Raw genomic sequence first — 26,185 nt, forward strand, 5'->3', positions numbered from 1 at the left:
GAAATATTACATTATTCTCATCATCTCCTCCGCGTTTATTAAACGTCATTGTAGCATAACAAATTTCAGCTTTGCAAGATTAGATGGGCTGTCGTCCCCGTTTTTCAAGAGCGCCTTTTGGTCAAAAAATAATGGAAGTAACAAAACGGCTTGACTAACGATGAAATCCAAGATAATATTCTAATCACTGATTTAGTAAATTAGTAAATTAGTGAACAACTGACGAAGTTGTTGATCGAGGAACGAAAGAGGGAGGGGCGATATTTCGGTCAAGGTATGGAGGCACACAGGGAAGAAATGGTCAGAGGAATCGGAGGAACTGCCTCTCCACCGCGTTCTTGATATGTCCATTCTGATCTGTCAAAGATATTAAGTTGTTCAGCCAAGCGATGAAGGGCAACGATGAGATGATTAACGAACGCTTGCGCACTTTATCAAAAATAATAAGCGATATGGGGTATTAAACATGTTTACCAATCAATATGTACGAACGATTATTTTTTCCAGGGTGCTGCTGCAATTGGGAATATGGATACGGAATTATGCCGTGCTTCTGTATGTTACCGATTTGACGAACAATAATCCGGTTGATGTATCTCTAATCTCGGTTGCGGAATTTGCACCGATCTTTCTGTTAGGCCTTATTGGCGGAACCTTCGCTGACCGGTGGCGGCCCAAGAGAACTATGGTATGGAGCGACTTGTTGTCTGGCGTGTCTGTGGGGGCTGTGCTGCTTGCGGTCATGAACGGGGGGTGGATTGCACTTCTTATCGGGTCGTTTGTTTCTGCCAGCCTGTCCCAGTTCTCTCAGCCTTCGGCCATGAAACTGTACAAGCGGCATGTGCCCGCTGAACAGCTGCAGGGTGTCATGGCGATGTCCCAAACGCTTGTAGCTATCTTTACGGTTTTGGGACCCGTCATAGGTACGTTTATTTTTATTAAGTTTGGCATTAACGTATCGCTAATCCTGACAGCGGTTATGTTCCTAGGGTCTTCCCTTGTATTAACCACTCTTCCCCGTGATGCTGAGGAACCGCAGTCAGGGAAAGCTGGCGGCTTTATCAAGGAGTTGACGGATGGCCTAAATTATATCGGAGCTAACAAATCTCTAAAAACGCTCAGCTGGACCTTTTTGGCGGTCGGTTTAGCATCAGGGCTGACTCAGCCGCTTCAGCTCTTCCTGGTTATTGAGAACCTGGGGCAAGACAAACAGTTCCTGCAGTGGCTGGTGATGGCCAATGGGGCTGCCATGTTGGCAGGCGGAGCTCTCATTATAGTCGTGGCCAAGAATGTAAAGCCACAGCTCTTGCTCTTGGTAGGCCTGCTTGTCAGCGCCGTCTGTACGGTTGGATTGGGCGCGTCAAACCAAATTTGGCTGACTCTTATTCTGCTTGTGATCAGCGGGTTGTTCTATCCTTGTATTCAAAGCGGCATTCAGACGCTTCTTGTCCGGAATACCGAAGGAGCATTTATTGGCCGGGTATCGGGAACAATCACACCCATTTTCATGGGAATGATGGTGATAGGTATGTTTGTCTCCGGTTATCTCAAGGATACGTTTTCCCTACTGGGTGTATATATGGCAAGCAGTGTGTTTCTGATCATCGGCGCGCTGCTGCTGCTGCCTATCGTGGTCAAGAAAAGAAGTAAAGCGGAGACAGGCTCAGCATCTTGATGGGCCTAGAGAGGAGAAATCAATGGAGGAGCATGGACAATATTATTTGTCGCCAAAGAGGCAGTGGAGTGATACAGAACAAGAGCTGATTTGGAAAAAAACAGTATCCCATAAGACCAGTGAGGAAGAACTCCGTATTAGTAAAGAAGTAAAGAAGTAAAACGGAACTGGAATCGCGGAGAAATGAAAATTGCCAATATTTGTTAGAGGGCCGGTTCTGGAAAAAACCAATTAGCCAAAGCCTTAAAGAGGTCATCAGCGAGATATATGGTTATGAAAGATTTCTGGACATTACGAATCTGCGTGAATTCCCTGCAAAGTTAGTTCGGATCATTGCCCGGTATATATGATTTACATGAATGTTCATTATCACGAGAAGGAGAGAAAGACATGGATAAGAATAAGCGAAGAGAGCTGCTTGAGGAATACAAGCAGATCAAGTCGTATATGGGTGTCATCCAAATCCAAAATAAAGTCAACGGGAAAATCTACATCGACAGTTATCCCAACTTGAAGAACAAATGGCTCACCCTGAAGATGCAGCTGGATCAAGGGAGATTTGCAAATGCCCAGCTGCAAAAGGACTGGCTAGAATTCGGAGCGGATGCGTTCACTTATGAGGTCTTGCAGCAGAAGGAAAGCGATGAGGTGACAGATATGCGCTGGGAACAGAAGCAAATGTTGAAGCCGTGGCTTCAGAAGTTACAGCCTTATGGAGACAGAGGATATAATAAACCACCCAGAGATTAAGCGATTTGACTAGCTGTAAAATTCAAGATAAGATGAAATCGTCATTTAGTAAATTAGTAAGTAGATAACTGGAATGGGGGAATGAAGATGAAAATACCTACAACGTTAAAACATAAACCGGTTGTTGTGTCGGAAAATTATGAGAAGATTGATGGGCGGATGGCCGGGAACACGGACGCGAAAGGTCTTTCCCTTGGATTGGCCCAGTGGAACGATAGAGGCAAGGTCGATATTTCGGCCAAGGTATGGAGATACACGGGGGAGAAATGGTCAAGACAATCGGAGGAACTGCCTCTTCATCGTGTTCTTGATTTGTCCATTCTAATTTGCCGGTCTCTGGAGCATTTCCGTGAAGCCTATCGTTATGAGGATTTATATGACCCGGAGAAGCCCGTTATCGAGCGGGTTGGTCTGCAGGGGGATGCCATGACCGTGGCGATCTGTACGGACAATGAGAGAATTAATGAAGATATTAAGCTGTTCAATCAAGCGCTGAGCGACGACGATGAAATGATCGGCGAGCGCTTGCGCACATTATCCAAAATATTAAAGGATATGGGATATTAGATGAACATCAAACCCGTCAAAGACCTTGATTTTACAAGGCTTTTGACGGGTTTTTAATTCCTGTTGAAATAAGAAGCTTCTATAAGTAATGGTGGTACAGCTCTTTGGCCATCATGCCTATCCGGTCTGCAATCTCGCGTGGTTCAAGCACCTTGGCTGAGGTGCCCAGCTGAAAGAAGTAGCTGGATACAAACTCCAGCTCACTCTGATCGATCTCGGTCTCCACATAACCGTACACCTCATCAGTCGTGACGATATAAGGCTCCAGCCATGGCTGACTGCGGCACTGCCGGATGCCTTCCCGGGTCAGCTCCACATACAGCCGGACAGGGTTCTTGGGTGCTTGCGCGGTCTGGTTATCCAGCCAGCTGGGCAGGTTAACCGGCGGAACGGCGATGTCCTGTGTCACCTTCAATAACACAATCCGGTCAGCCCGGAACAGACGGGTTTCGTAAGCTGCGGGATCGAAAGCAGGCATATACCAGAAGCCGTTATACGCGTATAGACCGAGAGGTACAATTTCCCGCACGGTATTATCTGCTTTCGAAGCATATACCATTTCAAGGATTCGATTCTCGGTGGCCGCCTCAATGATTTCTTTGAGAAAAGGTGAAGGATTGCTTGTTTTGTGAGTCCAAAAAGCTAGAACGGATTCGAGACGGTCGATTTTGTTTTGCGCATCAGCAGGAAGACTCGCATACAGTTTTCTGGAGATTGAATTCATGTTGATGTCAAAAGGCATGGAAGGATAGTACCTAAGAGATTGAAAGGCGAAGAAAATGGCAAATGCCTCGTCTTCATCCAGGATAATCGGCGTCAGCATCCGGTTGTTCAGTATCCGGTAACCACCCCCGCGGCCTGGCTCGGTATAGAGCGGAACGCCCATTTCACTTAGATCCATCAAATACCTGTGCGCTGTCCGGATGGAAATATTGAATGGTTAACATGACAGTAATTGACATGTTTAGAGTATACAATTTTAATGAACATGCTTAAAGGGGAGGAGAGGCATCATGAGCAGTAATGATTTTATTCAGGTTACCGGTGCGAGAGAGAAAAACCTCAAGGGAGTAGATGTAGCCATTCCGAAGAAACAAATTACCGTGTTTGCAGGCTTGTCTGGTTCAGGTAAATCGGCACTGGTATTTGATACGATTGCGGCGGAATCGCAGCGGCAGTTGAACGAAACCTATTCCAGCTTCATCCGCAATCGGCTTCCGCATTACGGGCAGCCTAAGGTAGAGTCCATTGACAAGCTGCCGGTAGCCATCGTTATCAACCAGAAGAGAATCGGAGGGAACGCCAGATCAACCGTCGGTACAGCCACGGATATCTATGCTTTGCTGCGCCTGTTATTTTCCCGTTTCGGGAAGCCGTTTGTCGGGGAGTCAAGCGTCTTCTCCTTTAATAATCCGCAAGGGATGTGTCCCGAATGTGAAGGCTTAGGCAAAGCCAAAACAATTATGGTCGACCGGCTGATCGATAAGGAGAAATCGCTGAATGAGGGGGCAATTCTGTTCCCAACGTTTTATCCTGGCGAGGTCAGATGGAAGCGTTATGTATGCACGGGTCTGTTTGACAATGATAAAAAGCTGAAGGATTATTCAGAAGATGAAATGGACACGCTGCTGTACAAAACCGGATTCAAACCGCCGCATCCACTTGAAGGCTGGCCGCCAACCTCCTTGTATGAAGGGGTCATTCCACGAATTAAGCGCACTTTTCTGGATAAGGCGGAATCCAGGGATGGCGAGCGGTACAAAGAAGCGATTGATCATGTGGTGGCTGAGGCGCTTTGTCCTGCGTGTAAGGGTGGCAGATTAAATCAAGCTGTGCTGGAGTGCAGGTTAAATGGGTTGAATATTGCGGACTGCGGCAGAATGCAGATCAGTGACCTGCTCGGGTACATTCGGACCGTTCACGTACCGGAAGGTCGGACGGTGACAGAAGCGATTACGGAGCGATTGACCCATCTTGTTACGATTGGGCTTGGATATTTGAACCTGAATCGTGAAACATCCAGCCTTTCAGGCGGTGAATCACAGCGGATCAAGATCGTGCGCCAGCTTGGAAACAGCTTAACGGATCTTGCGTATATTTTTGATGAGCCGAGCATTCGACTTCATCCGCATGACGTCAGCACGATCAACCGTCTGATGAGGGAGCTCCGGGATAAAGGCAACACCGTTCTCATCGTGGAGCATGACCCCGACGTTATACACATTGCCGATCATATTGTGGAGATGGGGCCGAAATCTGGAAAGTTCGGCGGTTCCGTCGTCTATGAGGGGGATTTGGAACGTTTACTGAAGTCAGACACATTGACCGCCAAGGCGCTGAAGCATAAACTCACACTCAAACCTGAAGTCAGACAGCCTGCCGGCTGGCTGGAGGTTCAGCACGCCACGATGAACAATTTAAAAGACGTAAGTGTACGCATCCCTACCGGAGTGATGACCGTTGTTACAGGAGTGGCGGGATAAGGCAAAAGCACATTGATCCATCAAGAGTTCTCGAAACGCTATCCTGAGGCGGTTCTTATTGACCAGAGCACAATCGTTGCTTCAAGCCGCTCCAATATGGCTACGTATACCGGAATTTTTGATGTGATCCGGAGCCTATTTGCCAGAGAAAACCGGGTGAGCGCTTCGCTCTTCAGCTTTAATTCACAAGGGGCCTGCCCTCATTGCAAAGGCTTAGGGGTGATATACACGGATTTTGCCTTTATGGATACGGTTCAAACGGTCTGTGAAGAGTGTCATGGCCGCAGGTTTAAGGATGAGGTGCTGGCGATGACATTTTGCGGATTGAATATCAGCGATATATTGGCTATGAGCGTGGATGAGGCGTATGATTTTTTCCGGGATAACCCAGAGATTGCCTCAGTGCTTAAAGGCTTAAAGGAGACCGGTATCGGCTATGTATCTTTAGGCCAGCCGCTCAGCACCTTGTCGGGAGGCGAGCTGCAGCGGGTAAAACTGGCTGCTGAGCTTGAAGCAACCGGGAATATCTATGTGCTTGATGAACCCACGACAGGACTTCATATGTCGGATGTTGATCAGTTGATTCACATCATGAACCGTTTGGTTGAACAGGGCAGCACTTTAATTGTTATCGAACATAATTTGCAGGTCATCTGTCAGGCGGATTGGATCATCGATCTTGGTCCAGGTGCAGGACAGGAGGGAGGAACCGTTTTATTTGAAGGACCTCCTCATGGGATTATGGATTGTCCTGCATCGCTGACCGGACAACATATCAAGCAAGCGATATATCCGGACTCAGGCTCCTGATATTCGGCCATTCCGTGGGCCTTTTTTTGCCTATTCGAAATCTGTGGTACAAGCATCTGCCAGCCCCCTATTTTCCTGTTACGGCTAGTGATACAATGGGAATCAAAAACGATCGGTGAGAAAAAAGATGAGCAAACGCAAAGAAATGTTGTTAGAATCGGCACTCAGCCTATTCATTGAGCACGGCTTGGCGAACACAACCATTCAGATGATTCTTGATCAATCAGGAGTCTCGAAAGGAACATTTTATAAATTTTTTAATTCGAAAGAGGATTGTTTCCACGCTATTTTTGAAAAACGCATGCAGGAAGATCTTGAAATCCGAAAAAGTCTGGAGTATAAGCCTTATGCTTCCGATTTCGACCGGCTCGTGGATCAGATTGCTGTGCCCATGATCCTGCCGGATAAAGAACGAGTATGGGAACTATTTTGGGCGGGTTTTTATTCAGGGGAAGTTAATTCAACGAAACTGGCGAGCATGCAATTAAAGTGGCTGTCTGAACGCTTCATTCACCTGTTTGGGGAAGAGATTAGCAGTTATGCCAGCGAAGGGGCTATATTGTGTTATGGATTGCTGCACCAAATTGATAATATGTCAAGGTGCTTTCACTCCCAGAAGCCGGATTGGTATGAGGCTGTATCCAAGGTATTGACCTATGTAGGGGTTCTGCTTCGAGCGATGCAGGAAAGGAATGAGCATATTTTTGATGAACAGGCCTTGTCACTGCTCCGTCAATACGGACCTGATGAAGAGGAAAGTACAATAAATAAAGAGGCTCTAATCTCTGATTTACAACAGTTTCACAAGATAGTACAGAACTCGAAGGAATCAACGAAATTAGAAGATCTTACGCAGGGAATGCTGGACTTGATTGAAAGGCAGGATGGCAATAACGTTACTGTGATTGAGGTCGTTTTAATTGCATTTCAGAAGGAGTCCGCGCAGAGTGCTTTTAGCCGGGAAGGCCAGAGGATTGCGAGAAGCTGTTGGTGGTATTTAGAACATATTAAAACAACATAGACCGGAGTACAGCTTGGCGGATGCCAGGCTTTTTTTGCTGCGGTTTTTTTAATAATATACTCATCGTATATTCACAAAATCCTTTAATATAAGTATCTATCATGATTCATATAAGTAAATTTGAAATTAATTATACCGTCAGTATATACTTGAAGGGTGGTAAAAAATTCTAGTATTATATGAAAATGTCGTTTTAAGGAGAGGGAGTGGTGTCAGTCGATAAAGTATCTCTTATATTTTAGGAGGAAGACGTCTCTGAACTAAAGCGCTGATTCAAGATCAAGCAGAGGAGGAGTAGCCTTAAATGTATAAAGAAGTGATTTTTTTGGATACTATTACTCAATTCAAGACCAGAGCCGAACAGTTTTTTCCTATGGAATGGTATAAGAAGATGTTAAATGAGCACCCGGTTTATTACCATCAGGAGACGGATACGTGGAATGTTTTTCGTTATGATGATGTCAAAAGAGTGATCAGCGATTATGAATTTTTCACTGTGGAGGGCAATAGAACCACCATAACCGTCGGCACCGGTAATAAAGAAGGGGCGGTTCCAGAGAAAATTAGCCTTACAAGCGTAGACCCGCCCCGGCATCAAAAGTACCGCTCGCTCATGTCGGCTGCTTTTACACCACGAAGCCTGAAAGCTTGGGAGCCGCGCATCCAAGAAGTGGTTCAGAACCTCATCAATGACATTCCGGATAACGGTGTGACAGACATCGTGCAGTCACTTGCCAGTCCGCTGCCAGCCATCGTGATGGCCGATTTGCTTGGTGTTCCATCACATGATTATCATCTATTCAAGAAATGGGTGGATGTTCTGTTCCAACCTTACAGCTTGGAAGACGAGCAGGAGATTCAGGCCAAGAAACAGATAGCGGCCCAGGAGTATTTCGAGTATCTATACCCTGTTGTTGTTCAGAAGAGATCCAATCCCTCCGATGATATTATCTCGGATTTGTTGAAGGCAGAGCTTGAGGGAGAACGTTTCACCGATGATGAGGTCGTTCGCTCAACCATGCTGTTATTGGGAGCGGGCATTGAGACTACAAGTCACATGCTCTCCAGTACTTTTTATTCACTCTTATATGATGATAAGATTCTGTATGAGCAATTAAGAAACACTCCGGAACTTGCCGCCAATGCTGTGGAAGAAATGCTTCGTTACCGGTTCCATATTTCCAAACGGGAACGTACCGTGAAGCAGGACAATAATCTTCTAGGTGTTCAAATGAAAAAGGGGGATGTTGTCATCGCCTGCATGAGCTCGGCTAATGTAGATGAGCATATGTTTGAAGATCCGTTCACCCTCAATATTCATCGCAAAAACAACAAGAAACATCTTACCTTTGGAAATGGGCCTCATTTTTGTTTGGGAGCACCCTTAGCCAGATTAGAGCTTACCATCGCTTTAACGGCATTTCTTCAAAAATTTTCGCGGATCGAACCAGTCCCTGATTTTGATCTGGAGAACAATCTGGTGGCTTCCGCACCAGGCCAATCCCTGATTCACCTTCCAATGAAAGTGATAAGTTAACAACGAGGTCAACCAGTTCAGCTGGTTGGCCTTTTTCACTTCAGAAATGAGAACCTGAACCTCCCTTGATTGGCATACATATTTAGCTCCCCAACCTCACACAATGAAGAAACAACTTGTTTAGCTAAGGAGGGGCGGAATATGGACAGGAGAATGTTCAGGACAATTGGGAAGAAGACTGCCCGTGTGCTTACAGCAACGTTATTATGCGGGTTGGCTGCCGCTTCGTTTCAACCTGAGGTTAAAGTGCAGGCGGCCGGCCTCAGATCAATGCAGATTACCTTGGATGGGGCTGGAAAAACCGCAAATCCCGCAAATCTCGGAAATCCAGGAAATCCAGGATCGGTCAAAAGCCCGGAGGTTCACCAGCCTAAGAAAAAACTTGCCGTCATCATTGATGATCTGGGCAACAATATGGCCGGTACGGATGAAATTCTCAGCATGCCGGTCAAGCTGACGGTGGCCGTTATGCCTTTCCTTCCTTCCACCGAAAAGGACGCAAAGCGTGCCCATGAGCGGGGGTATGATGTGCTGCTGCATCTGCCGATGGAACCCAAACACGGAAGGCCCGAGTGGCTGGGCCCGGGGGCTATCCTGACAAGCATGTCTGATGCTGAGGTGCGAAAACGTGTTGAAGAAGCTATCGACAATGTTCCATTTGTTGTAGGGATCAATAACCATATGGGCTCCAAGGCAACTGCCGATGAACGGATCATGTCGATTGTGCTTGATGTATGCAAAGAGCGGGGACTGTTCTTTGTAGACAGCAAAACAAATTATAGATCAGTGGTCGGAAAGCTTTGTGCCCAAAGAGGCCTGCCACAGGTCAATAACCATATCTTTCTTGATGATGTTGCATCCATCCAGCACATCTCCAAACAGATTATGAAGGTGGCGGAGTGGCTGAAGGAGCATGACCACTGTGTAACGATAGGCCACGTTGGAGGCAAAGGGAAGAAGACTGCGGCTGTCTTAAAGCAGTCGATCGATAAGCTCAAACAGGAAGCGGATTTTGTTGGAGTCAGTGAGCTGGCTCGGGATCAGCCTCAGATTAACCCTGGGCTTATATTTCCGTAAAATACTCCATAATTCCCGCAGCGATAGCCTTGGCAATTTCCATCTGCCCCTTAGGGCGTGTGAGCATAGCCCGATCCTGCGCGTTGCTGAGGTATCCGGTCTCAACGATGACCGCCGGATAGGCGACATGATTAAGCAGGTAAAACGGTTTGCCGAGCATAGGCCAGGTGCGTGTATTGTAAAGCGGGTCCAGTGCATTCTGAATAGCTGAAGCCAACAGCGCACTGCGCCCTTCATTCTGATGAAGCACAACCGGACCCCGCTTGGCACTGTTGCGCCCCCAGTTCACATGAACACTGACCACAACGGATGTGGTCAGCTCGTCACTCAAGGCTTTCCGCTGCGCAAGATCACGCATATGACGGGAACGGCTCTTCAGCCAATGGTTATCGTCACTAAGCGCATAATCTTCGGACCGGTTAAGAACAGCCTGGTATCCTTTTGCCTTAAGAATCAGGTACAGCTTGCGGGAAATATCGAGGTTGATATCCTTCTCCAGTATTTCCTTGAATGAGGTCCCTCCGTCAATTCCGCCGTGACCAGCATCAATGAGGATGATGGGCTCCGGAAAGGCATGTCTTGCCAGCCTGTCCATTTCATCGGGACGGGTTTCTTGTGCTGATGCAGGGAACGCCGCGGAAAGGGTAAGAAATTGTATAGCCATAATAACCTGAAGTATCTTCTTCATGAATAATCACCTTTAGGATTGGTTTCTTTTGCCTTTGTCTTAGGTTTCCCGTTTAGAAATCATGCATGCAAGTCAGCAGCAAAAAATTCAGGAATAAGAAGTGCAATTCGGGCGCACAATAGAGGTAAGGAGATGATTGTCCTTATATAGAGGAGGGATTGTTCATGGCCAGCGGCGATGAACTGGTTAAGATCATTACCGAGAAGGTTGTATATGTGATGGAGACTCCCAAGGAAATCCGGCGGCAGCAGCGTCCTGCCCGGGAGCCCTGGAGCCGTAAGTGGTTTGGAATGCTTCCTTTCGCCATCGGGATGTGGTGGGAGAGCGAGCCGCTGCCCCTTCTGAAGGAACGGCGGAAGAAATCTTCGACCCGTAATGATATCAATTGATGGCATAAAAAAGCTGAGCCCATTCATTTCAAAGGGGATCAGCTTTTTGTCGTTCCTGCCTATAGTTTAGCTGCCGTCTGTCTCATAAAATTCTCCCATCTGCTCAAGGACAGGAAGAGCAATCCAGCGGCTTAGAGATCCTGATTTGGAAAGGATATAAGTGCAGTCCCTGATCGTGTCATCTCCAGCCCAGCGCTGAAAACCGTTTACCGGCAGGGAGATGGAATAAGTACGATCACCACCCCGTGAGGCGTAGACCAGCCTTTTTTTCTGTTTAAGCACAGCCGTAATGGCGCCTGTCTTCAGCTGGAGGGGCTTTTGGACCATCCAGGTCAGATTCTCATAAGTATTAAAGGCACGGCTCGTAATCACAGTTTTGTCAGGTTGTTTCAACTTATGGCTGCTGTTAACAAGCTTCGGTGAGGTCAGGGATAACGGGTTATTCAGCTGTCTGGCCCAGCTTGCGTCTGATTCTGGCAGAAGTTCCCCGCTTACGGCATCAAAATATTTAGAAGGCAGGCCGGCCGCTTTGGGAACGGCCTTCCACTCGGCTAGAGCAGGTCCCGCATATCTCATCTCCACTTCAAAGCTCCCAGACTGCCCTTGGCTTCTTAGGGAGCTGAGCATCTGTTCACGGCTCTTCTCGGAGAATAACGGGTCTGACCCAAGCCCATATTCAATTAAGGCATAACCTCCATGCGGGGCTGCTCCAATAATTAAATACCCGCTGGATGCCGGGGAGGTTCCCTCCACGATCACCATCCAGGAATGGGTGCCTGGTCCCAGCGGCTGAGTGTACAATCTAGCCCCCGCCCAATCCCGGAACGGGTCCTGGCTGGACAGATTTTTGATCATTTTCTGTGCGAATTGCTCCACTTTTTCAGGAGCGGTGGCAATGTTGGCTAATTCTGCAGCAGCATTAGCGTATGCAGGAGCAGCGAACAAAGTCTCATGGCTTGACAGCACCAGCGACAAGAGTAGACTCGTGCGGAGCAGCCGGCATAGTCGGTTCTTCATAGGGGCACCTGCCTTGATAGAGTAGTGAGCTTGTCCTCGGATTGACCTATATAAAATGAACTTTAAAAATTAACCTCTCACAGCGGAGAGGGCGAGTGATTCTGAAGAAGCGGAGCGTCCGGCTTTGTCTCCGAAATGCCCCTACTTGGATATCTAGTTCAAGCAATACGGAGACAACAGCGGCCTTAAAGAAAAGAACACTCGGCATCGCAGCGCTCTAAAGGGTAACCTTTATTAGTTCATTTTATATAGTGAAATAGATGCATTTATTGTAGCCAAGCCTGCCTCAGAAGGCTGTTACAACCTGTCGGGACAAGCTTGTCAGCGGCGTTCTATTTTTGCGGTCTTTTAGCGATACCGGTCTATTTGTCTTAATGGGTCCGGACGGAGATGAAAGATTCCGCAATTTATGGCGGAAACAAGAATGCGGGGCTCGTACTGCCAGCGTATTTCCTGCCGTCTGGCTTCATACTGCTCCTGAGCAGACAGCTTCTTCTCGGGGTCTTCCTCAAGCAGCAGATCTTTGTAATAAGCGTCAATCAGCTCCAGTTCCTCCTGGAGCCGGTTATGGGCTTCGATGGCCCAGCTTGAATCAACCGCATCCAATCGGCTCATTAACGCCTGCTCCAGAGCTTCCCGCCCCTGATCCAGACTGAGGCTGGTGGGCTCAATATGAATATTCTCCGGCAATCTTGGCGTCAGGTCCCTACCCTCGAGCCGTTCACGGAAGTGAATATCAATTCTGCCGCTGGACAGTGAGACGCCGATGAAGTGCAGCTCCTCGCGTTTCATATCACAAGCGAACTCAGCTTTGAAGCACACGCCCAGCCAGGGCTCATAAGCGGCAGGGAAGAGGGTGACCCGCTGCCGCTGGCCAGGGTCTTCAAACAGGTAGACACAGCTGCCTCCGCGCTTCGCCGCTGAGAAGATTGAATTCAGCCGGGGGCTGCCGAAATGCAGGTGTTCCCGTTGAATTCTTCCCGGACCTACGTTCGGGAGCGGCCGGACCACACCGAAGTAACGCCCTAAGATGCTGTCTTCGGCTTGGGGAGCCGAGGCGGGCTGGACCCATCCTGATGGTGGTCCTGATGGTTCTGATTGGGGGCCTGATACGGCTCCCGATGATCTTACAGGCTGATTCAGCTGGGCATGAAGCTTGCTTCGCCGCTCTTGTTCCGCATTCTCCGATTTCAGGAGCTCAGCCGCATCGTACTGTTCAGGATCGAAGACGAACAAGAAAGACATTGTCTCCGGCTCCGTCTGTGTACGCTCAATGAATCCCCAGTAGAACGGCCGTCCGGTCAGTTCCTTGTCGGCTTCAGGAGAGAGCTTCGTTGTGACGTGATAGGGGGATTGGTCTAGAATCTGACAACCTGTGGTCTGAAGGTAGGTCAGCACATAATCCCGGATTTGTTCCGTTGTCATGGTCATAACGGTCTTAGCCTCCTAAGAGCTGCTCCAGATTTCCCTCTTCTTCTTGGGGATCTCCGGCGCTAATCACTTCTTGTTTGATCGAATCCAGGGACTGCCCAAGCGACTCCACCTGCTTCCTGAGCTCCTCATCGCTCTCAGACTCCAGCATGATCTTGTACAAGCTTTTCTCCAGTGAGTGCTTCTTCTCAAACCGTTCGAGGATGACATCCAGGCTCCCGATGACGGTCTCGAACATGTTGATCTTCTCATGCAGAAGATTCAGGATATGTTCTTCAATCGTTCCGTTTGTGGACAGGTTGTAGATCCTGACATCGTTTTGCTGGCCGAGTCTGTGAACGCGCCCGATCCGCTGCTCAACACGCATGGGGTTCCAGGGCAGGTCAAAATTGATCATGTTGCGGCAGAATTGCAGATTGATGCCCTCTCCGCCAGCTTCGGTAGCGATCATTACCTGGGATTTCCCCCGGAACAGATCCATCATCCAATCCTTCTTGCCCCGGTTCATCCCGCCCCGGTAAGGAACTGCGGACAAACCGCGGTCCCGGAAATAGTTGAGCAGGTACTCCTGGGTGGCCCGGTATTCCGTGAACACGATCACCTTCTCATTCATCTCCCGGATAAGCTCCATGGTCTTCTCCGCTTTGGTATTCTCTTTGATAGCCTTGATGACATGAACCAATTCCCAGATCTGGTCTCTGACCGGGGAATCGGGGGCCAGCTTCTTGGATAAATTCACCAGTGTGACGAACACTGCATCCCGGCTGCTGCATACTTCCCGCTGCAGTGTAACGAGGGAGAGCATGCTGCTGAGATTGCCGCCGGACGCCTGGTATTGGCCCTTAATGAAGGAAGTAACCCCGTCATACAGCGCTTGTTCCTCTGGAGAGAGTTGAAGCGGCACATTGCGAACTATGCGCTTGGTGAAATTAAGCTGTCCATCCCCGCGCCGGTTGCGGATCATAACCTTGGCGAGTTCACCTTTAAGCTGGTCCTCATTCTTGACCACCCGCTTATCTACCACAAAATTCGCCGAGAAATCCCCCTGCCGGCCTAGCTGCCCGGGCTTAAGCAGGGTAATAAGATTAAACAGCTCATCCAGATCATTTTGCACAGGTGTGGCAGTCAGCAGAAGACAGTATTTTTTGCGGAGCTTCAGCATGAATTGGTAGTTGGTGGTCTTCTTGTTCTTCAGTTTATGGGCCTCGTCGACAATGACCAGGTCATATTCCTGACCCAGCAGAATTTCCTTGTGGGGATCACGTTTGGCTGTATCCATAGAGGCGACCACAATATCGGACTGCCAGGAGTGCGCCTTCTTCTGGGCGGTTGCCGTGATGCCGAATTTGGAATTAAGCTCTCTGACCCATTGCAGCACAAGGGAGGCCGGGACCAGGATGAGGACTTTGCGGACAAGCCCGCGGATGAGATATTCCTTGAGAATGAGTCCTGCTTCAATTGTCTTGCCCAGGCCTACTTCATCAGCCAATATGGCGCGTCCCCGCATCTCGAACAGCACCTTCCTGGCTGTATCCGTCTGATGGGGGAGAGGTTCAAGTCCATGCAGATGCTTCAGACACTGCATTTCTTCGAAATCTGTAACTAGAGCGGCCTCCTCAGACTGTATGGCTAGTGAGAACAAATCCCAGCTGTCCCATGGTCCTCCCTTGCCCAACCGGGTATCAAGCTGGCTGTACCAGGAACGGTCGAATTCCACTTTCGGGAGATCAGCTTCTCGCTGTGTATTCATGCTCTAGTTCCGTCCTTTCATAGATGCTCATTGATGCAGGGGCTGATGCTTAGTTCCCTGAGTCACGAGTACAAACCCAGGCCGTCTGAATTATAATGAGATGTAGGGTTAGTATGGACGAAAAAAAGCCTATTCATAACTTGTGAGAAACAGAGGAAGAATGGGTGATAGTCAAAGCTGTCTAGCGGTGCTCTTATCCGGGATTGAGGATATGACGAATATCACAATACTCCGATATGTGGTGTAGTATGATAATTGATGCTCAATATGTTGTGGTTTTATACCTATTTGGCTGTAAAGCTGATGAATTTATAAATGTTCAGGAGGTTGTTGCAAAATGAGTGGTACACTGCATCATCAACGTCTGACAGGCTTGAGTGAGAAAATATTTCTTGACCGGTATGCCTGGAAAAATCCCGATCCGAGTCATGCCGCGGTCGGTGATACTGTGCTGGTCTTGACTAAGGATGATCCTAAGTTTCCTACCAAGGAAGTCGGAGAAATCATCAGCCGGGAAGGCAGCAGAGCTACCGTGCTGACACGCAGCGGGGAGCAGGTCGTTACCGAGGTAGAGAAGCTTACCCTAAATATAGAGAAGACCCCTGAGGAGATGTGGGACCGGCTGGCCAAGGCGATGGCCTCGGCTGAAGCAACCCCGGAACTGCGGGAAGAGTGGGAGCAGCGATTCAGATATATTTTGGATGACTGGAAGCTTGTTCCCGGGGGACGGATCGCGGCAGGTGCGGGAGCGAGTGAAGAACTCACGCTGTTCAACTGTTATGTGATTCCGTCGCCTAAGGACAGCCGCGGTGGGATCATGGAGACCCTTTCAGAAATGACTGAAATTATGGCCCGCGGGGGTGGAGTGGGGATTAACCTAAGCTCCCTGCGGCCGAGAAGATCGGTAGTTAAGGGAGTTAACGGAACCTCAAGCGGAGCCGTCTCCTGGGGCGGGCTGTTCAGTTATACAACTGGCCTGATTGAACAGGGCGGGAGCCGGAGGGGTGCGCTGATGCTCATGATGAATGACTGGCATCCCGACATCCTTGATTTTATTACCGTGAAGCAGACGATGGGCCAGGTTACGAATGCGAATCTGTCCGTCTGCATCAGCAATGACTTTATGAATGCGGTTAAGCAAGACCTCGATTGGGAGCTGGTATTCCCGGACACGTCGGATGCTTCCTACACGGATACGTGGGACGGTAATCTGGAGAAGTGGAAAGAGGCTGGCGGCAAAGTTATTCACTACCGCACCGTGAAGGCGCGGGAGATCTGGGACATTATTATGGAGTCGGCCTGGAAATCCGCAGAGCCGGGAGTCGTATTCATGGAATATTACAACCAGATGTCGAACAGCTGGTATTTCAACCCGATTATTTGCACCAATCCTTGCGGAGAGCAGGGTCTGCCCGCTTGGGGGGTATGTAATTTATCCGCCATTAACCTGTCCAAGTTCTATGATGAGCAGCATCACGATGTTGACTGGGAGGAGCTGGGGCGTGTTGCGAGGGATTCTGTCCGCTTTCTTGACAATGTGATTGACACGACTCCTTATCATTTCGAGGAGAACGAGAGAAACCAGAAGAACGAGCGCCGGGTGGGGCTCGGAACGATGGGACTGGCGGAGCTGATGATCAAGCTGAACATCCGCTACGGAAGTCCAGAGTCCCTTGATTTTCTGGATCGTTTGTATGGATTCATCGCGCGGGAGGCTTATCTCGCTTCGGCGGAAATCGCGGGGGAGAAAGGGGCATTTCCAGCTTTTGATGCAGAGAAATATCTGCAGAGCGGGTTTATGAAGTCGATGGTGGAGACTTACCCGGAAGTGGGGGAGGCTGTGCGTGAGAACGGGGTTCGGAATGTAACGATTATCACGCAGGCTCCTACAGGAAGCACCGGGACGATGGTAGGCACATCAACGGGAATTGAGCCTTACTTTGCCTTCAAATATTTCAGACAGAGCCGGCTTGGCTTCGATGAGCAATTTGTGCCGATTGCCCAGGAATGGATGGATGCCCACCCGGGGCAGCCGCTGCCATCTTACTTCGTAACGGCTATGGATTTGTCCGCGGAGGATCATATCCGGGCCCAGGCCGCTATTCAGCGTTGGGTGGACAGTTCGATCTCCAAGACGGCGAACTGCCCGGCGGATTTTACAGTGGAGGAGACCAAGCGCCTCTATGAGCTTGCTTTTGACCTGGGCTGCAAGGGCGTAACGATCTACAGGGATGGAAGCCGGGATGTCCAGGTGCTTCAGACTGAGAAGAAGGAGGTGCCGCAACAGGCCGAGACAGCAGCAGCCAGCGGCTCTGAATCCGAGGGAATGGGGCTGAACGCCGATCAGAACCAGCTCCGGAAGGAGCAGGGTGAAGAAGCGGGTGCTAAAGCCGCAGCTGTAGAAGATCAACTTGAACGAATCATTGCCGAGAAAGCGGAAGGTCAGCGTTCCGAAGCGTCCGACCGGCTGATTGAGGTGGAGGGCTCGGGGATACAGAACCTGCTGCAGAGCGGACAAACTGTGGAGCTCAGTCCTTCGGGCAAACCGGGCTCCAGAGTCGTAGACAAGCAGTATAAGAGCCGCCCGCAAGTGCTGCGGGGCGCCACGTACAAGATGAACACCCCTTTTGGCATGGCTTATATTACGATTAATGACCTGGACGGCATTCCAGGGGAGATCTTCCTGAATGTCGGGAAGGCGGGCTCGGATGTGTTTGCCATGGCGGAGGCGCTTGGCCGGGTATGCTCTCTGTTCCTACGTTACGGGGATCACGGTCATAAGGTTGAGCTGCTGATCAAACACCTCAAGGGAATTGGCGGCTCCGGCGCGATCGGATTTGGCCCGAATCGGGTGGAATCCATTGCGGATGCGGTAGCGAAGGCACTAGAGACGCATGCCCAGCAGTCTTCATCAGAGAGCGGTGGCCAAGGACTGCCTGCCCCTGATGAACTCGTGGAACAGCTGCGGCATGAGCAGCAGGAACAGGCAGGGTCTAATGCCTCCGGCTTGGTCCAAAGCGCTTCCCGTGATTTATGCCCTTCATGCGGGTCAGCCTCGCTGATCAACATGGAAGGCTGCCGAACCTGCAGTAACTGCGGATACAGCAGATGCTCGTGAGCCATTGCAAAGCTTAATATATCAAGCAAGCCTCCTGAAAGTGTGTTGTAATCAGGAACTTCACTAATTGGAAGATGGCTTGTCATCTGGTTTGAATATGTATAATTGCCCCCAACCCTATGAGGGTGGGGGCCTTTTCGATTTACAGGTCAAGAATTATGGAACTAGAGCGTCACACCAAGTCGAAAGATGTGCTGGCATATTCCGTATGCTGCGTATAGTAGTTCTGGGTCCGACTGATTAGGAAAGCATTGACCGTCCGGAATTTTTGAAACGTTTCAATTTAATTTGTAAAATATATTTGTTTATTCCGTGCTTGACCTCTTTAATCAACTCAAAAAATGCTTCTCAGTAAATGGTTAATTATGGTATCATATATTTGAAACGTTTCGAAAAACTGAGTCTGAGAGGAGATAATAATGAACAAAGGTAAATTCGCAAGTTTTATTTTGACCCTGGGATTAATACTGAATCTTGTGGCAGCTCCTATGGTATCAGCCAGTAATGCCGGAAACGAAACTGCTTTTCGTGCAGAATTGAAAGCGGTTGCAAGTAAAACCTTTAAGTATTTCCAGGAAAATACCGATCCGAACACAGGTATGACTTATGATGAGGTGCGTATCACGGAAAAAGGAATGCAGGAAGCCAAACGTACTTCGCCGACCAATATTGGCATGTATATGATGAGTACGGTTTCAGCCCAACAATTGGGCTTGATTTCAAAGACAGAAGCGGTAAAGCGTTTACAAGTCACCCTGGATACGCTCGGAAAGCTGGAAAAATGGAATGGTCTGTTTTATAACTGGTACAACACAGATGATGGTTCCATTAAGAAAGATTGGGGTCAATTTATTTCTCAGGTAGATAACGGATGGCTTTCAGCAGGTTTAATTGTCGTTGGGCAAGCTTATGCAGAGCTGCGTGGGCAAACCAGCAAGTTGGTTGACAATATGAATTATCAACCGTTATATGATCCGGAAGTTGGCCAGTTCCGCGGCGGCTATGATGTCGCGAAAGGCAAACTGACCGACCATCATTACGGTATGTTCTACACTGAACCGCGTGTAGCAAGCTATATTGCCATTGGGAAGGGAGACGTTCCTAAGGAGCATTGGTGGAAACTGTATCGTACATTGCCGAAGGAATGGGATTGGCAAGCTCAAATTCCGCAAGGAAGTAATGTATTGCACGATGGGGTGAACGTTTTCGAAGGAACCTATGAGTACAATGGCGTTAAGTTTGTCCCGAGCTGGGGAGGAAGTATGTTTGAAGGGCTTATGCCTGGAATTGTGTTGAAAGAAAAAGAGCTTGGCACCAAAGCATTGGGTCTAAACAACAAACGTCATGTTGAGCTGCAAATCGCTTATGCAAAGGAAAAGGGTTATCCTGCTTGGGGCTTCTCACCATCGGCAACTCCTACTGGATACAGTGAGTTTGCGGCAACACCGCTGGGTACATCAGGTTATAAAGATGGGGCTACCGTAACTGCTCATGCTTCATTTCTCGCCCTGGAGTACGCACCTGAAGCTATACGAAAAAATATTAAAGCCTTAAAAGGCTTTAATATGTACAGCAAATATGGATTCTATGACTCCGTGAACGTAGAAACGGGAGAACTTGCTAAAGCTTATCTTGCACTTGATCAAGGAATGATTATGGTATCCATAGCTAACTATTTAAAGGATGGGGTTATTCGTAATTATTTCCACAGTGATCCGATCGGCCAAAAGCCAGAGGAATTATTGGAAAGAGAAGTTTTCGCTATTCATTAAAATAGTGGCACCGAATCTTTACGATTTGGTGCCCCCGTTTTTACAGTCTCAAACAAACGACTCGCAATCCGTCCTCTACTCTAAGCAGAATGGGGTATAAGGCCTATTATTGAGAAAATTACAGGGGGGTATATTGCATTAATTGCTCCATCAGTTACTGATTCTATGGTTCTATTTTCTGGATTTTATTAATTAATGTGGAATAAGCAGCCGAAGTCCTTTTTAGAGATACATTTACATAATTAGGTAAGCTCCTACTAGGGAGGATTTACTGAATAAGGGTAGGAGCACCAATACTGGAGGGATTGTAGTGCTTACTAATGAGTATCAAGAGCTAATTGGAATGCGGTTGTTAAAGAACATCTATGACGTGAGTGGCACATTACTGATCGGCAAGGGAACACTTCTTCGCAAGAGTCATCTTGAGAAACTCGCCAATTTCAAGATCAAGACCGAGGATGTTGAGGTCGCCGAGACAGGCCATCTTGTACCAAAGCACATACTTGAGATCGACGATTTCGTGCGGCAGAATAATGAAGTTCCGATGGATGATGTGGAGGGGAAACTGCTGCCATTTATTCAGGAGACGGCCAAGAGCTACAACCTCTATCGAGTCTTCTCGGAATTGGAGGAACAGGGGGATTTCCGCTACAAACAGAGCATTGGGGTCGCCCTTCTGGCTACTGCACTAGGTAGGCGGCTTAAGATGGATGAAGACGAGCTTGCCGTGCTTGCGACCGCAGCAAGTCTATATGATATCGGTTCGGTTAAACTCCCGAGTGATTTAATTCACAAACCGGAAAGGTTTGATACAAACGAATATGCGATTATGAAGCAGCACACGGTTCTAGGATACGAGTTGTTAAGCAAATCGGACGTCGATCCCAGAATTGCATTGGTTGCTCTGCAGCATCATGAACGAGAGGACGGCAGCGGTTATCCGGAAGGGCTGAAGGGTGACCAGATTGATCGCTTGAGTAAAATCGTGTCCCTGGTTGATGTGTATGTCGCTTTGATTTCAGACCGGCCCCATAGGCAAGCATTTCCTTTCTTTGATGCTATTCATGAAATCCATCGTCAAATTCGTATGAACCGGTTCGACTTGGTCATTGGTCATACGTTCTTGGATTTGTTGATTTCCACACAAGTCGGCTGCAATGTTGTTTTATCGGACGGTCGAACAGGTAAAATTCTGCTGACCAACGTCAACTATCCCACACAACCGCTCATTGTTTTGGATAATCACGAGTTTATTGATCTAAGCAAGACAGATCATATTCAGATTAAAGAGGTTATTGGATGAGATGTTTATTCTGATGCTGACCATCCTACCGAACAAGCCGTTAAAATCAAACTTTGCAATCCCCCCAGAATATTTAGCCAAAGATATTTCGCATCTCGCTTACATAGCAGGAACCCAGTATAGTAAAAGCTCGATCCAGAAGCTCACGAATATATTACGCCGCAAAGGATTCTATACGGTCGAGGACGTTGTAAACGCCAACGCGAAGCACATTCAACTTATCAGTCATATCGGCGACAAGTCTTTGAAGCTGCTGCTGGATCTATTAAGTGAGATGTCTGGGGAGCCGCGTTCTGTACATCTTGATCGTGCAAACCAAACGATAGAAGCTGATCATTAATATGCCTGACGGGGGGCAAATATCTCTAGCAGCCAAACAATTTAGAGCTCGCATTTTATGCCTGAAGTGAAGTTTCTTCACTTCAGGCTTTTTTTGTAAATAATTGGACGTTCTTCCCCACTTAACTGCTCTAAAGCTAAGAAGTTTATAGACGATATATATTATATAGTTCATTACCGGTTTGTTATCTTTTTAAAGAAAAAGGGGAGCAGTTATGAGGACAACGCAGAAGAAAGCATCAAACCCTGAAATATTTACACGTTCAAAGATGAAACTTGGCACCAAACTCGGGATTACGATGATATCCTTGGTTCTGATTCCGGCCTTGGTTATTGTATTTACCCTAAGACTCTTCATAAATGATTCCTCCAAAGAGATGTTTCAGAATTTCACCGAAAAACAGGTGAATCTGGCCAAGGAAAATATGAACATGTATTTTCACAATCTGGAGGAGGATATTCAGTACATGTCATCCATGCCGCTTATGTCCAAGTTGGATACGCTGCCGTCCATGCTTAAGTATGAGAAGGGAGCCGATGTTCCAACCACCTATTGGAAGCCGGACATGGCCGGTGGTGATATTTATCAGCAGTTTGAGATGTATGCAAAGGCGAAGCCCAATACCTCGTATGTATATATAGGTTCTACTTTAGGGGCATACATGCAGTGGCCCAAGCAGGATACTATGAAGGGCGGTTATGATCCCCGGCTCCGGCCTTGGTATACCATTTCCATTAATGATCCGTCCAAGGTCCATTATACGGAACCTTATATGTCCTCCAATTCGGATTCCAAGAAGGTCAACCTGTTCGTAAGCTCGACCAAAGCGATCACAGATAGAAAGGGCAAGGCGGTAGGCGTTCTGGGGATTGATGCCGACTTCAACCAGCTGTCTCAGGAGGTAAGTAAGATGAAGATCGGGGAGACCGGATTTTTATTTCTGACCACTTCCAACGGAACAATTCTGGCGCACCCGGACAGCAAGCTGATCTTCAAGAAGCTGGAGGAGATCCAGCCCGGAGCATCAGCAGCAGGAACGAAGGGAACCGAGGACGGGAAATCTGAAGCCGCTCCGGTTGTCTACAGCATCGATCATTTGAAAGACATGATGGCCTTGAAGAAAGATGCGGTCATGGAGACTTCGATTAATGGCGAGGATTATTATATTTTTCGCACTACGGTTGATGTGACAGGGTGGAGTATGTATGCGGCTGTGACTAAGAAGGAAGTAGGCGCATTTGCCAACGATACAACATGGTACATCGGGATCGTCACCTTAATTACACTCGTGCTTAGCACCCTAGTTTCCTTATGGATGACCCGGCGCTTAACGAAGCCAATCGTGAGCCTTTCCGGAGCAGTATCCAGAATCTCTGCCGGGGAGCTGACGATTGAGGATGTAAAAGTACATTCTGGGGACGAGATTGGGGAGTTGTCTGTAAACGTCAATTTGATGAAAAATCAGCTGAGGGATCTGCTGAGCAGTGTATCTAATTCATCAGAGCATGTCTCTTCCACCTCGAACAACTTGGCCTTGATTACCCATGAGACCAGTCTGGCTTCGGAACAGATGGCTAACTCGTTCCAGAGTGTAGCGGAGACCAGTCAGGAACAAACGAAGATATCTGCAGATTCCTTGGCAGAGGCTAGGCAAATGACGAATCAGGTTGATGAGGTAGTGACTGTCATTCATGGCCTCCGTACAGCCACTCAGGAGACGAAAGAGACGGCCACAGCCGGCACGTCGGTAGTAACGAAGACCAAACAGCAGATGGAGATTATTAATACAAAATCGATGACGGTCAAAGATCTGGTAGGCAGCCTGGATGACAAATCCCAGGAAATCAATCATATTCTTGAGCTGATCTCGGAGATTGCTGAGCAGACCAATCTCTTGTCGCTGAATGCTTCTATTGAAGCGGCACGCGCTGGGGAAGCAGGTAGAGGATTCGATGTCGTAGCTGGAGAAATCAGAAAGCTCGCTGAGCGTTCAGCCCAATCTGTGAGCCAGATCCGAGGGATTGTATCGGAGATCCAGGTACATGCGTCAGAGGCCTCAGAGGCCGTTCAGGCGAACTCCCAGGCGGTAACTGAAGGGTTAGACTTGGTGAAGGTGGCGGAGCAGTCCTTCAGTCATATTGCGCAGTCCATTGTAACGGTGGATGACCAGACAGTGGAAGCCGCGGCAACCATTGATGCGATCCAGATGGGCATCGAACGCTTGCAGAGACAGTTCGAAGCCATACAGTCTTTTGCAAGCAATGCTTCAGACAGTGTGAGTGAGGTTGCCGCGGTATCGGAAGAGCAGGCGGCCTCCATCGAGGAAATTGCTGCCGCTGCGAATTCTCTGGCAGAGTTGTCCGTTGTGCTCAATGAGAAAATAGGCAAGTTCAAGGTATAGCTGCCCTCCCTGGCAAGCGGGCTATCGTTTAACACCCGGCATTCCTCCTGAATACCATAACATGAGTTCAGGGGAAGGGAGGATGCCCAAGGTGCAAGTGATCAACCCGATTAATATGACAACCTGTAAGCCGCTTATCGGCAAACCGGTATGTGTGGTTAGACACGATGGGAGCTATATGGTAGGCACATTGACTGGGGTGGACGAAAAAGGCCTTTATTTCGGACAGTCAGCTCCAGGGGCCACAGTAATGTCAACCAAGCCGGAAAAAGCTAAGAAACAGCTTAAGGAAGCGGGCAAAAAGGCGAAGACCTCAGCTCTGGGGCCAGGATATGGCTATCCGTATGGCTATCCGTATGGCTACCCATACGGCTACCCGTATGGATACGGTGGATACGGCCCATACTCGGCATTGGCATGGTCCGAGATTGCCCTATTGTTCCTGCTGCCATTCTTGTTCATCTAGGAAAGATGTAGCATCAACCAGACAGCAACAACAAGTAGAGTCGGCCTTCGGGCGGGCTCTTCTTCTGTTGAGTAGGAGGAACCGCAGCAAAGTGCGTCCCGCTATAGACTTTCAGCCACTTAGTTGCGTGGAGGGGGCGATTCATACAAGCAGGAAGAGCAGAGCAGAATAGGTTGAGATATACCTAAATTGAGGAGTGGAATGATATGCGGGGTAAAAAAACTAAACGATCAGCTTCGGCGGGCAAGGCGGCACCCAGAGCAAGAGCAAAACAGCCTCATCCGAACCGCGTTCTTGCGGATAAATGGAAGGGGGTGCCCGTCTGCATTGTGACCAAAGACGGGAGCCTGTATGTGGGAACCATCACTCATGTGGATGAGAAGGCAGTGTCGGTTGCAGGCGTCAAAGGTGCGGAGAGGGTGCGGCGGTCAGACTCCAAGCAGCAGGTCCAAGTATCCGGATTATTAGACCTGCTGTTTGGTAAAAGTCCGGTTAATGCTGCAGCTCCTGCCAGCAATGCCGTCGCAGCCGAAGCCGGAGGTGCCGGGGGGGCTTCACCTGCCTCATTTGGCTCATTCTTTTCCAATATTAAGCTTGGCATTGGAATGCTGCAGACTATCATGCCACTGCTGGGTTCTCTTAAAATCTGACTACGCTGAAGGAAGCCCTTTCTCCGCAATGAAGACACCATAACCTAACTTTTCATGATACTTATCTAGGAATTCTGCATTTTCCGCAAAAAAACGGTTCACTGAGGGCTCGAACAGGATTTCTATATCGATCACCTGAAATGGATCATCCCCGAACGTATTTCCTTGCGGCTGCAGTAGGCTGTTACCGTTGGAGGGGGCCCAGAGTCTGGCCTGGCTAAATCCGGCATTTGTGTAATAATTCATCCACCCAGCGGCATCCGGAATCACGGAAATGCCATACAGACGGCGCATTTCGGCTTCCAGACCAGCGTTCTCTTGAAGACTGTACATTTCCCGGTCATACACTCTTCCCCCAGGCTTGAGGACATTCCAAATCTGCCTGAAGGCGGAGTCAGGCTCGAAGAAGACGGACACCGATTCAAGCAGGACAAGATCGAACTGTTCATGCGAAAAAGGCAATGATGCCGCGTCTCCTTGTACGAAGTTGACTTCTACGCCCATCTGGGCGGATCTCGTCTCTGCCTTTCTGAGCATGATCTCACTTCGGTCCAAAGCAGTAACATAATGGCCCATCTGAGCCAGCATACAGGCGGTTCGTCCTGTTCCACATCCGATTTCCAGTATGTGTGATCCGGATGGTATGGGGTGATCTTGGAGGAAGGCGGCTGTACCGGCGGCTCCACCGGGGTGTGCCGCCCCTTCTCCTAAGAAAGCCAGTATATCCTCGTATTTCATCAGATCCTCCTTGTGTCTGATCGCTTAAATGGCGGCCAAACCCTCGATTTCTAGAAGTTGAATTACATTTCACCCGGATGCTTCCATCCGTACAATTGTTTGTTCAACTTATATAGTGTATTAAGGTGAATGTCCATATGATTGGATGAACGCCGCATGATTCAAAAGTCCAGGAATCGGGTAAGGAAGCAGGCATGTAGTC

General features: G+C 48.5%; 21 protein-coding genes and 2 pseudogenes. 17 read left to right on the forward strand and 6 right to left on the reverse strand.

Annotation, left to right across the window (positions count from 1 at the left end; translation table 11 throughout):
* Positions 1-241: 241 nt before the first annotated feature.
* The 5 genes and pseudogenes from KJS63_RS26155 to KJS63_RS07900 form a co-directional block, all read left to right on the forward strand.
* Positions 242-464: pseudogene (locus KJS63_RS26155) on the forward strand (DUF6530 family protein); the annotation flags it as partial.
* A 2-nt stretch (positions 465-466) separates the two neighbouring features.
* The gene (locus KJS63_RS07885; RefSeq protein ID WP_213618641.1) at positions 467-1,675 is read left to right on the forward strand and encodes an MFS transporter; all 1,209 of its coding nucleotides are present in this window, start codon (positions 467-469) and stop codon (positions 1,673-1,675) included.
* Positions 1,676-1,697: 22 nt separating this feature from the next.
* Positions 1,698-1,835, forward strand: coding sequence for a hypothetical protein (locus KJS63_RS07890; protein WP_306432890.1), 138 nt, complete (start codon positions 1,698-1,700; stop codon positions 1,833-1,835).
* 230 nt (positions 1,836-2,065) lie between these two features.
* Entirely contained in the window at positions 2,066-2,425 is a 360-nt protein-coding gene (locus KJS63_RS07895) for a GIY-YIG nuclease family protein (RefSeq protein ID WP_213618642.1), read from the forward strand.
* A gap of 87 nt (positions 2,426-2,512) precedes the next feature.
* Complete coding sequence (locus KJS63_RS07900) at positions 2,513-2,992, forward strand: DUF6530 family protein (RefSeq protein ID WP_068619607.1); 480 nt, start codon at positions 2,513-2,515, stop codon at positions 2,990-2,992.
* Positions 2,993-3,071: 79 nt separating this feature from the next.
* On the opposite strand, the gene KJS63_RS07905 is transcribed toward KJS63_RS07900, so the two are convergent.
* Positions 3,072-3,923, reverse strand: a complete 852-nt coding sequence (locus KJS63_RS07905; protein WP_306432894.1) for a helix-turn-helix transcriptional regulator — start codon at positions 3,921-3,923, stop codon at positions 3,072-3,074.
* A gap of 82 nt (positions 3,924-4,005) precedes the next feature.
* On the opposite strand from KJS63_RS07905, the pseudogene KJS63_RS07910 reads away from it, so the two are divergent.
* The 4 genes and pseudogenes from KJS63_RS07910 to KJS63_RS07925 all read left to right on the forward strand — a co-directional run bounded on the left by KJS63_RS07910 (position 4,006) and on the right by KJS63_RS07925 (position 9,920).
* Positions 4,006-6,285: pseudogene (locus tag KJS63_RS07910) on the forward strand (ATP-binding cassette domain-containing protein).
* A 127-nt stretch (positions 6,286-6,412) separates the two neighbouring features.
* Complete coding sequence (locus KJS63_RS07915; protein WP_213618644.1) at positions 6,413-7,306, forward strand: TetR/AcrR family transcriptional regulator; 894 nt, start codon at positions 6,413-6,415, stop codon at positions 7,304-7,306.
* Between the two features lie 304 nt (positions 7,307-7,610).
* Entirely contained in the window at positions 7,611-8,843 is a 1,233-nt protein-coding gene (locus KJS63_RS07920; protein ID WP_213618645.1) for a cytochrome P450, read from the forward strand.
* A gap of 141 nt (positions 8,844-8,984) precedes the next feature.
* A complete protein-coding gene (locus tag KJS63_RS07925; protein WP_244862530.1) occupies positions 8,985-9,920 on the forward strand; it encodes a divergent polysaccharide deacetylase family protein in 936 nt (311 codons plus the stop codon).
* Here KJS63_RS07925 and KJS63_RS07930 read toward each other — a convergent pair.
* On the reverse strand, positions 9,907-10,608 hold the full coding sequence (locus KJS63_RS07930; RefSeq protein WP_213618646.1) for an N-acetylmuramoyl-L-alanine amidase family protein: 702 nt from the start codon (positions 10,606-10,608) through the stop codon (positions 9,907-9,909). The genes KJS63_RS07925 and KJS63_RS07930 overlap by 14 nt on opposite strands.
* 164 nt (positions 10,609-10,772) lie before the next feature.
* On the opposite strand from KJS63_RS07930, the gene KJS63_RS07935 reads away from it, so the two are divergent.
* Positions 10,773-10,997: a YqzE family protein gene (locus tag KJS63_RS07935; RefSeq protein WP_068619594.1), complete on the forward strand. Its 225-nt coding sequence runs from the start codon at positions 10,773-10,775 to the stop codon at positions 10,995-10,997.
* Between the two features lie 66 nt (positions 10,998-11,063).
* Here KJS63_RS07935 and KJS63_RS07940 read toward each other — a convergent pair whose 3' ends face one another.
* The 3 genes from KJS63_RS07940 to KJS63_RS07950 all read right to left on the reverse strand — a co-directional run bounded on the left by KJS63_RS07940 (position 11,064) and on the right by KJS63_RS07950 (position 15,195).
* A complete protein-coding gene (locus KJS63_RS07940; RefSeq protein WP_213618647.1) occupies positions 11,064-12,014 on the reverse strand; it encodes a hypothetical protein in 951 nt (316 codons plus the stop codon).
* Positions 12,015-12,362: 348 nt separating this feature from the next.
* Positions 12,363-13,445 carry a YqhG family protein gene (locus KJS63_RS07945; protein WP_213618648.1) on the reverse strand — a complete coding sequence of 361 codons (1,083 nt, stop codon included), beginning with the start codon at positions 13,443-13,445 and terminating at the stop codon, positions 12,363-12,365.
* 7 nt (positions 13,446-13,452) lie between these two features.
* Positions 13,453-15,195: a DEAD/DEAH box helicase gene (locus KJS63_RS07950; protein WP_213618649.1), complete on the reverse strand. Its 1,743-nt coding sequence runs from the start codon at positions 15,193-15,195 to the stop codon at positions 13,453-13,455.
* 337 nt (positions 15,196-15,532) lie between these two features.
* On the opposite strand from KJS63_RS07950, the gene KJS63_RS07955 reads away from it, so the two are divergent.
* The 7 genes from KJS63_RS07955 (at position 15,533) to KJS63_RS07985 (ending at position 25,245) form a co-directional block, all read left to right on the forward strand.
* On the forward strand, positions 15,533-18,313 hold the full coding sequence (locus tag KJS63_RS07955; RefSeq protein WP_213618650.1) for an adenosylcobalamin-dependent ribonucleoside-diphosphate reductase: 2,781 nt from the start codon (positions 15,533-15,535) through the stop codon (positions 18,311-18,313).
* A gap of 419 nt (positions 18,314-18,732) precedes the next feature.
* Entirely contained in the window at positions 18,733-20,085 is a 1,353-nt protein-coding gene (locus KJS63_RS07960) for a glucoamylase family protein (RefSeq protein ID WP_213618651.1), read from the forward strand.
* Between the two features lie 310 nt (positions 20,086-20,395).
* Positions 20,396-21,388, forward strand: coding sequence for an HD-GYP domain-containing protein (locus KJS63_RS07965; RefSeq protein WP_244862531.1), 993 nt, complete (start codon positions 20,396-20,398; stop codon positions 21,386-21,388).
* A gap of 1 nt (position 21,389) precedes the next feature.
* Entirely contained in the window at positions 21,390-21,728 is a 339-nt protein-coding gene (locus tag KJS63_RS07970) for a hypothetical protein (protein WP_213618652.1), read from the forward strand.
* Between the two features lie 214 nt (positions 21,729-21,942).
* Entirely contained in the window at positions 21,943-24,129 is a 2,187-nt protein-coding gene (locus KJS63_RS07975) for a methyl-accepting chemotaxis protein (protein WP_213618653.1), read from the forward strand.
* A gap of 82 nt (positions 24,130-24,211) precedes the next feature.
* Positions 24,212-24,595, forward strand: a complete 384-nt coding sequence (locus tag KJS63_RS07980; RefSeq protein ID WP_244862532.1) for an LSm family protein — start codon at positions 24,212-24,214, stop codon at positions 24,593-24,595.
* A 206-nt stretch (positions 24,596-24,801) separates the two neighbouring features.
* A complete protein-coding gene (locus tag KJS63_RS07985; RefSeq protein WP_213618654.1) occupies positions 24,802-25,245 on the forward strand; it encodes a hypothetical protein in 444 nt (147 codons plus the stop codon).
* Here the strand turns inward: KJS63_RS07985 and KJS63_RS07990 are convergent, their stop codons facing one another.
* Positions 25,246-25,983, reverse strand: a complete 738-nt coding sequence (locus KJS63_RS07990; protein WP_213618655.1) for a class I SAM-dependent methyltransferase — start codon at positions 25,981-25,983, stop codon at positions 25,246-25,248.
* Positions 25,984-26,185 lie beyond the last annotated feature (202 nt).

Source organism: Paenibacillus sp. J22TS3 (assembly GCF_018403205.1).
Lineage (GTDB): Bacteria > Bacillota > Bacilli > Paenibacillales > Paenibacillaceae > Fontibacillus > Fontibacillus tuaregi.

Excerpts from the sequence above, each read along its gene's own strand:
- KJS63_RS07955 (WP_213618650.1), top strand. The coding sequence starts at position 15,533 with ATGAGTGGTACACTGCATCATCAACGTCTGACAGGCTTGAGTGAGAAA.
- KJS63_RS07985 (WP_213618654.1), top strand. The coding sequence starts at position 24,802 with ATGCGGGGTAAAAAAACTAAACGATCAGCTTCGGCGGGCAAGGCGGCA.
- KJS63_RS07930 (WP_213618646.1), bottom strand. The coding sequence starts at position 10,608 with ATGAAGAAGATACTTCAGGTTATTATGGCTATACAATTTCTTACCCTT.
- KJS63_RS07940 (WP_213618647.1), bottom strand. The coding sequence starts at position 12,014 with ATGAAGAACCGACTATGCCGGCTGCTCCGCACGAGTCTACTCTTGTCG.
- KJS63_RS07925 (WP_244862530.1), top strand. The coding sequence starts at position 8,985 with ATGGACAGGAGAATGTTCAGGACAATTGGGAAGAAGACTGCCCGTGTG.
- KJS63_RS07935 (WP_068619594.1), top strand. The coding sequence starts at position 10,773 with ATGGCCAGCGGCGATGAACTGGTTAAGATCATTACCGAGAAGGTTGTA.
- KJS63_RS07895 (WP_213618642.1), top strand. The coding sequence starts at position 2,066 with ATGGATAAGAATAAGCGAAGAGAGCTGCTTGAGGAATACAAGCAGATC.
- KJS63_RS07960 (WP_213618651.1), top strand. The coding sequence starts at position 18,733 with ATGAACAAAGGTAAATTCGCAAGTTTTATTTTGACCCTGGGATTAATA.
- KJS63_RS07980 (WP_244862532.1), top strand. The coding sequence starts at position 24,212 with ATGCCCAAGGTGCAAGTGATCAACCCGATTAATATGACAACCTGTAAG.
- KJS63_RS07885 (WP_213618641.1), top strand. The coding sequence starts at position 467 with ATGTTTACCAATCAATATGTACGAACGATTATTTTTTCCAGGGTGCTG.
- KJS63_RS07945 (WP_213618648.1), bottom strand. The coding sequence starts at position 13,445 with ATGACCATGACAACGGAACAAATCCGGGATTATGTGCTGACCTACCTT.
- KJS63_RS07990 (WP_213618655.1), bottom strand. The coding sequence starts at position 25,983 with ATGAAATACGAGGATATACTGGCTTTCTTAGGAGAAGGGGCGGCACAC.
- KJS63_RS07970 (WP_213618652.1), top strand. The coding sequence starts at position 21,390 with ATGTTTATTCTGATGCTGACCATCCTACCGAACAAGCCGTTAAAATCA.
- KJS63_RS07920 (WP_213618645.1), top strand. The coding sequence starts at position 7,611 with ATGTATAAAGAAGTGATTTTTTTGGATACTATTACTCAATTCAAGACC.
- KJS63_RS07900 (WP_068619607.1), top strand. The coding sequence starts at position 2,513 with ATGAAAATACCTACAACGTTAAAACATAAACCGGTTGTTGTGTCGGAA.
- KJS63_RS07950 (WP_213618649.1), bottom strand. The coding sequence starts at position 15,195 with ATGAATACACAGCGAGAAGCTGATCTCCCGAAAGTGGAATTCGACCGT.
- KJS63_RS07915 (WP_213618644.1), top strand. The coding sequence starts at position 6,413 with ATGAGCAAACGCAAAGAAATGTTGTTAGAATCGGCACTCAGCCTATTC.
- KJS63_RS07890 (WP_306432890.1), top strand. The coding sequence starts at position 1,698 with ATGGAGGAGCATGGACAATATTATTTGTCGCCAAAGAGGCAGTGGAGT.
- KJS63_RS07975 (WP_213618653.1), top strand. The coding sequence starts at position 21,943 with ATGAGGACAACGCAGAAGAAAGCATCAAACCCTGAAATATTTACACGT.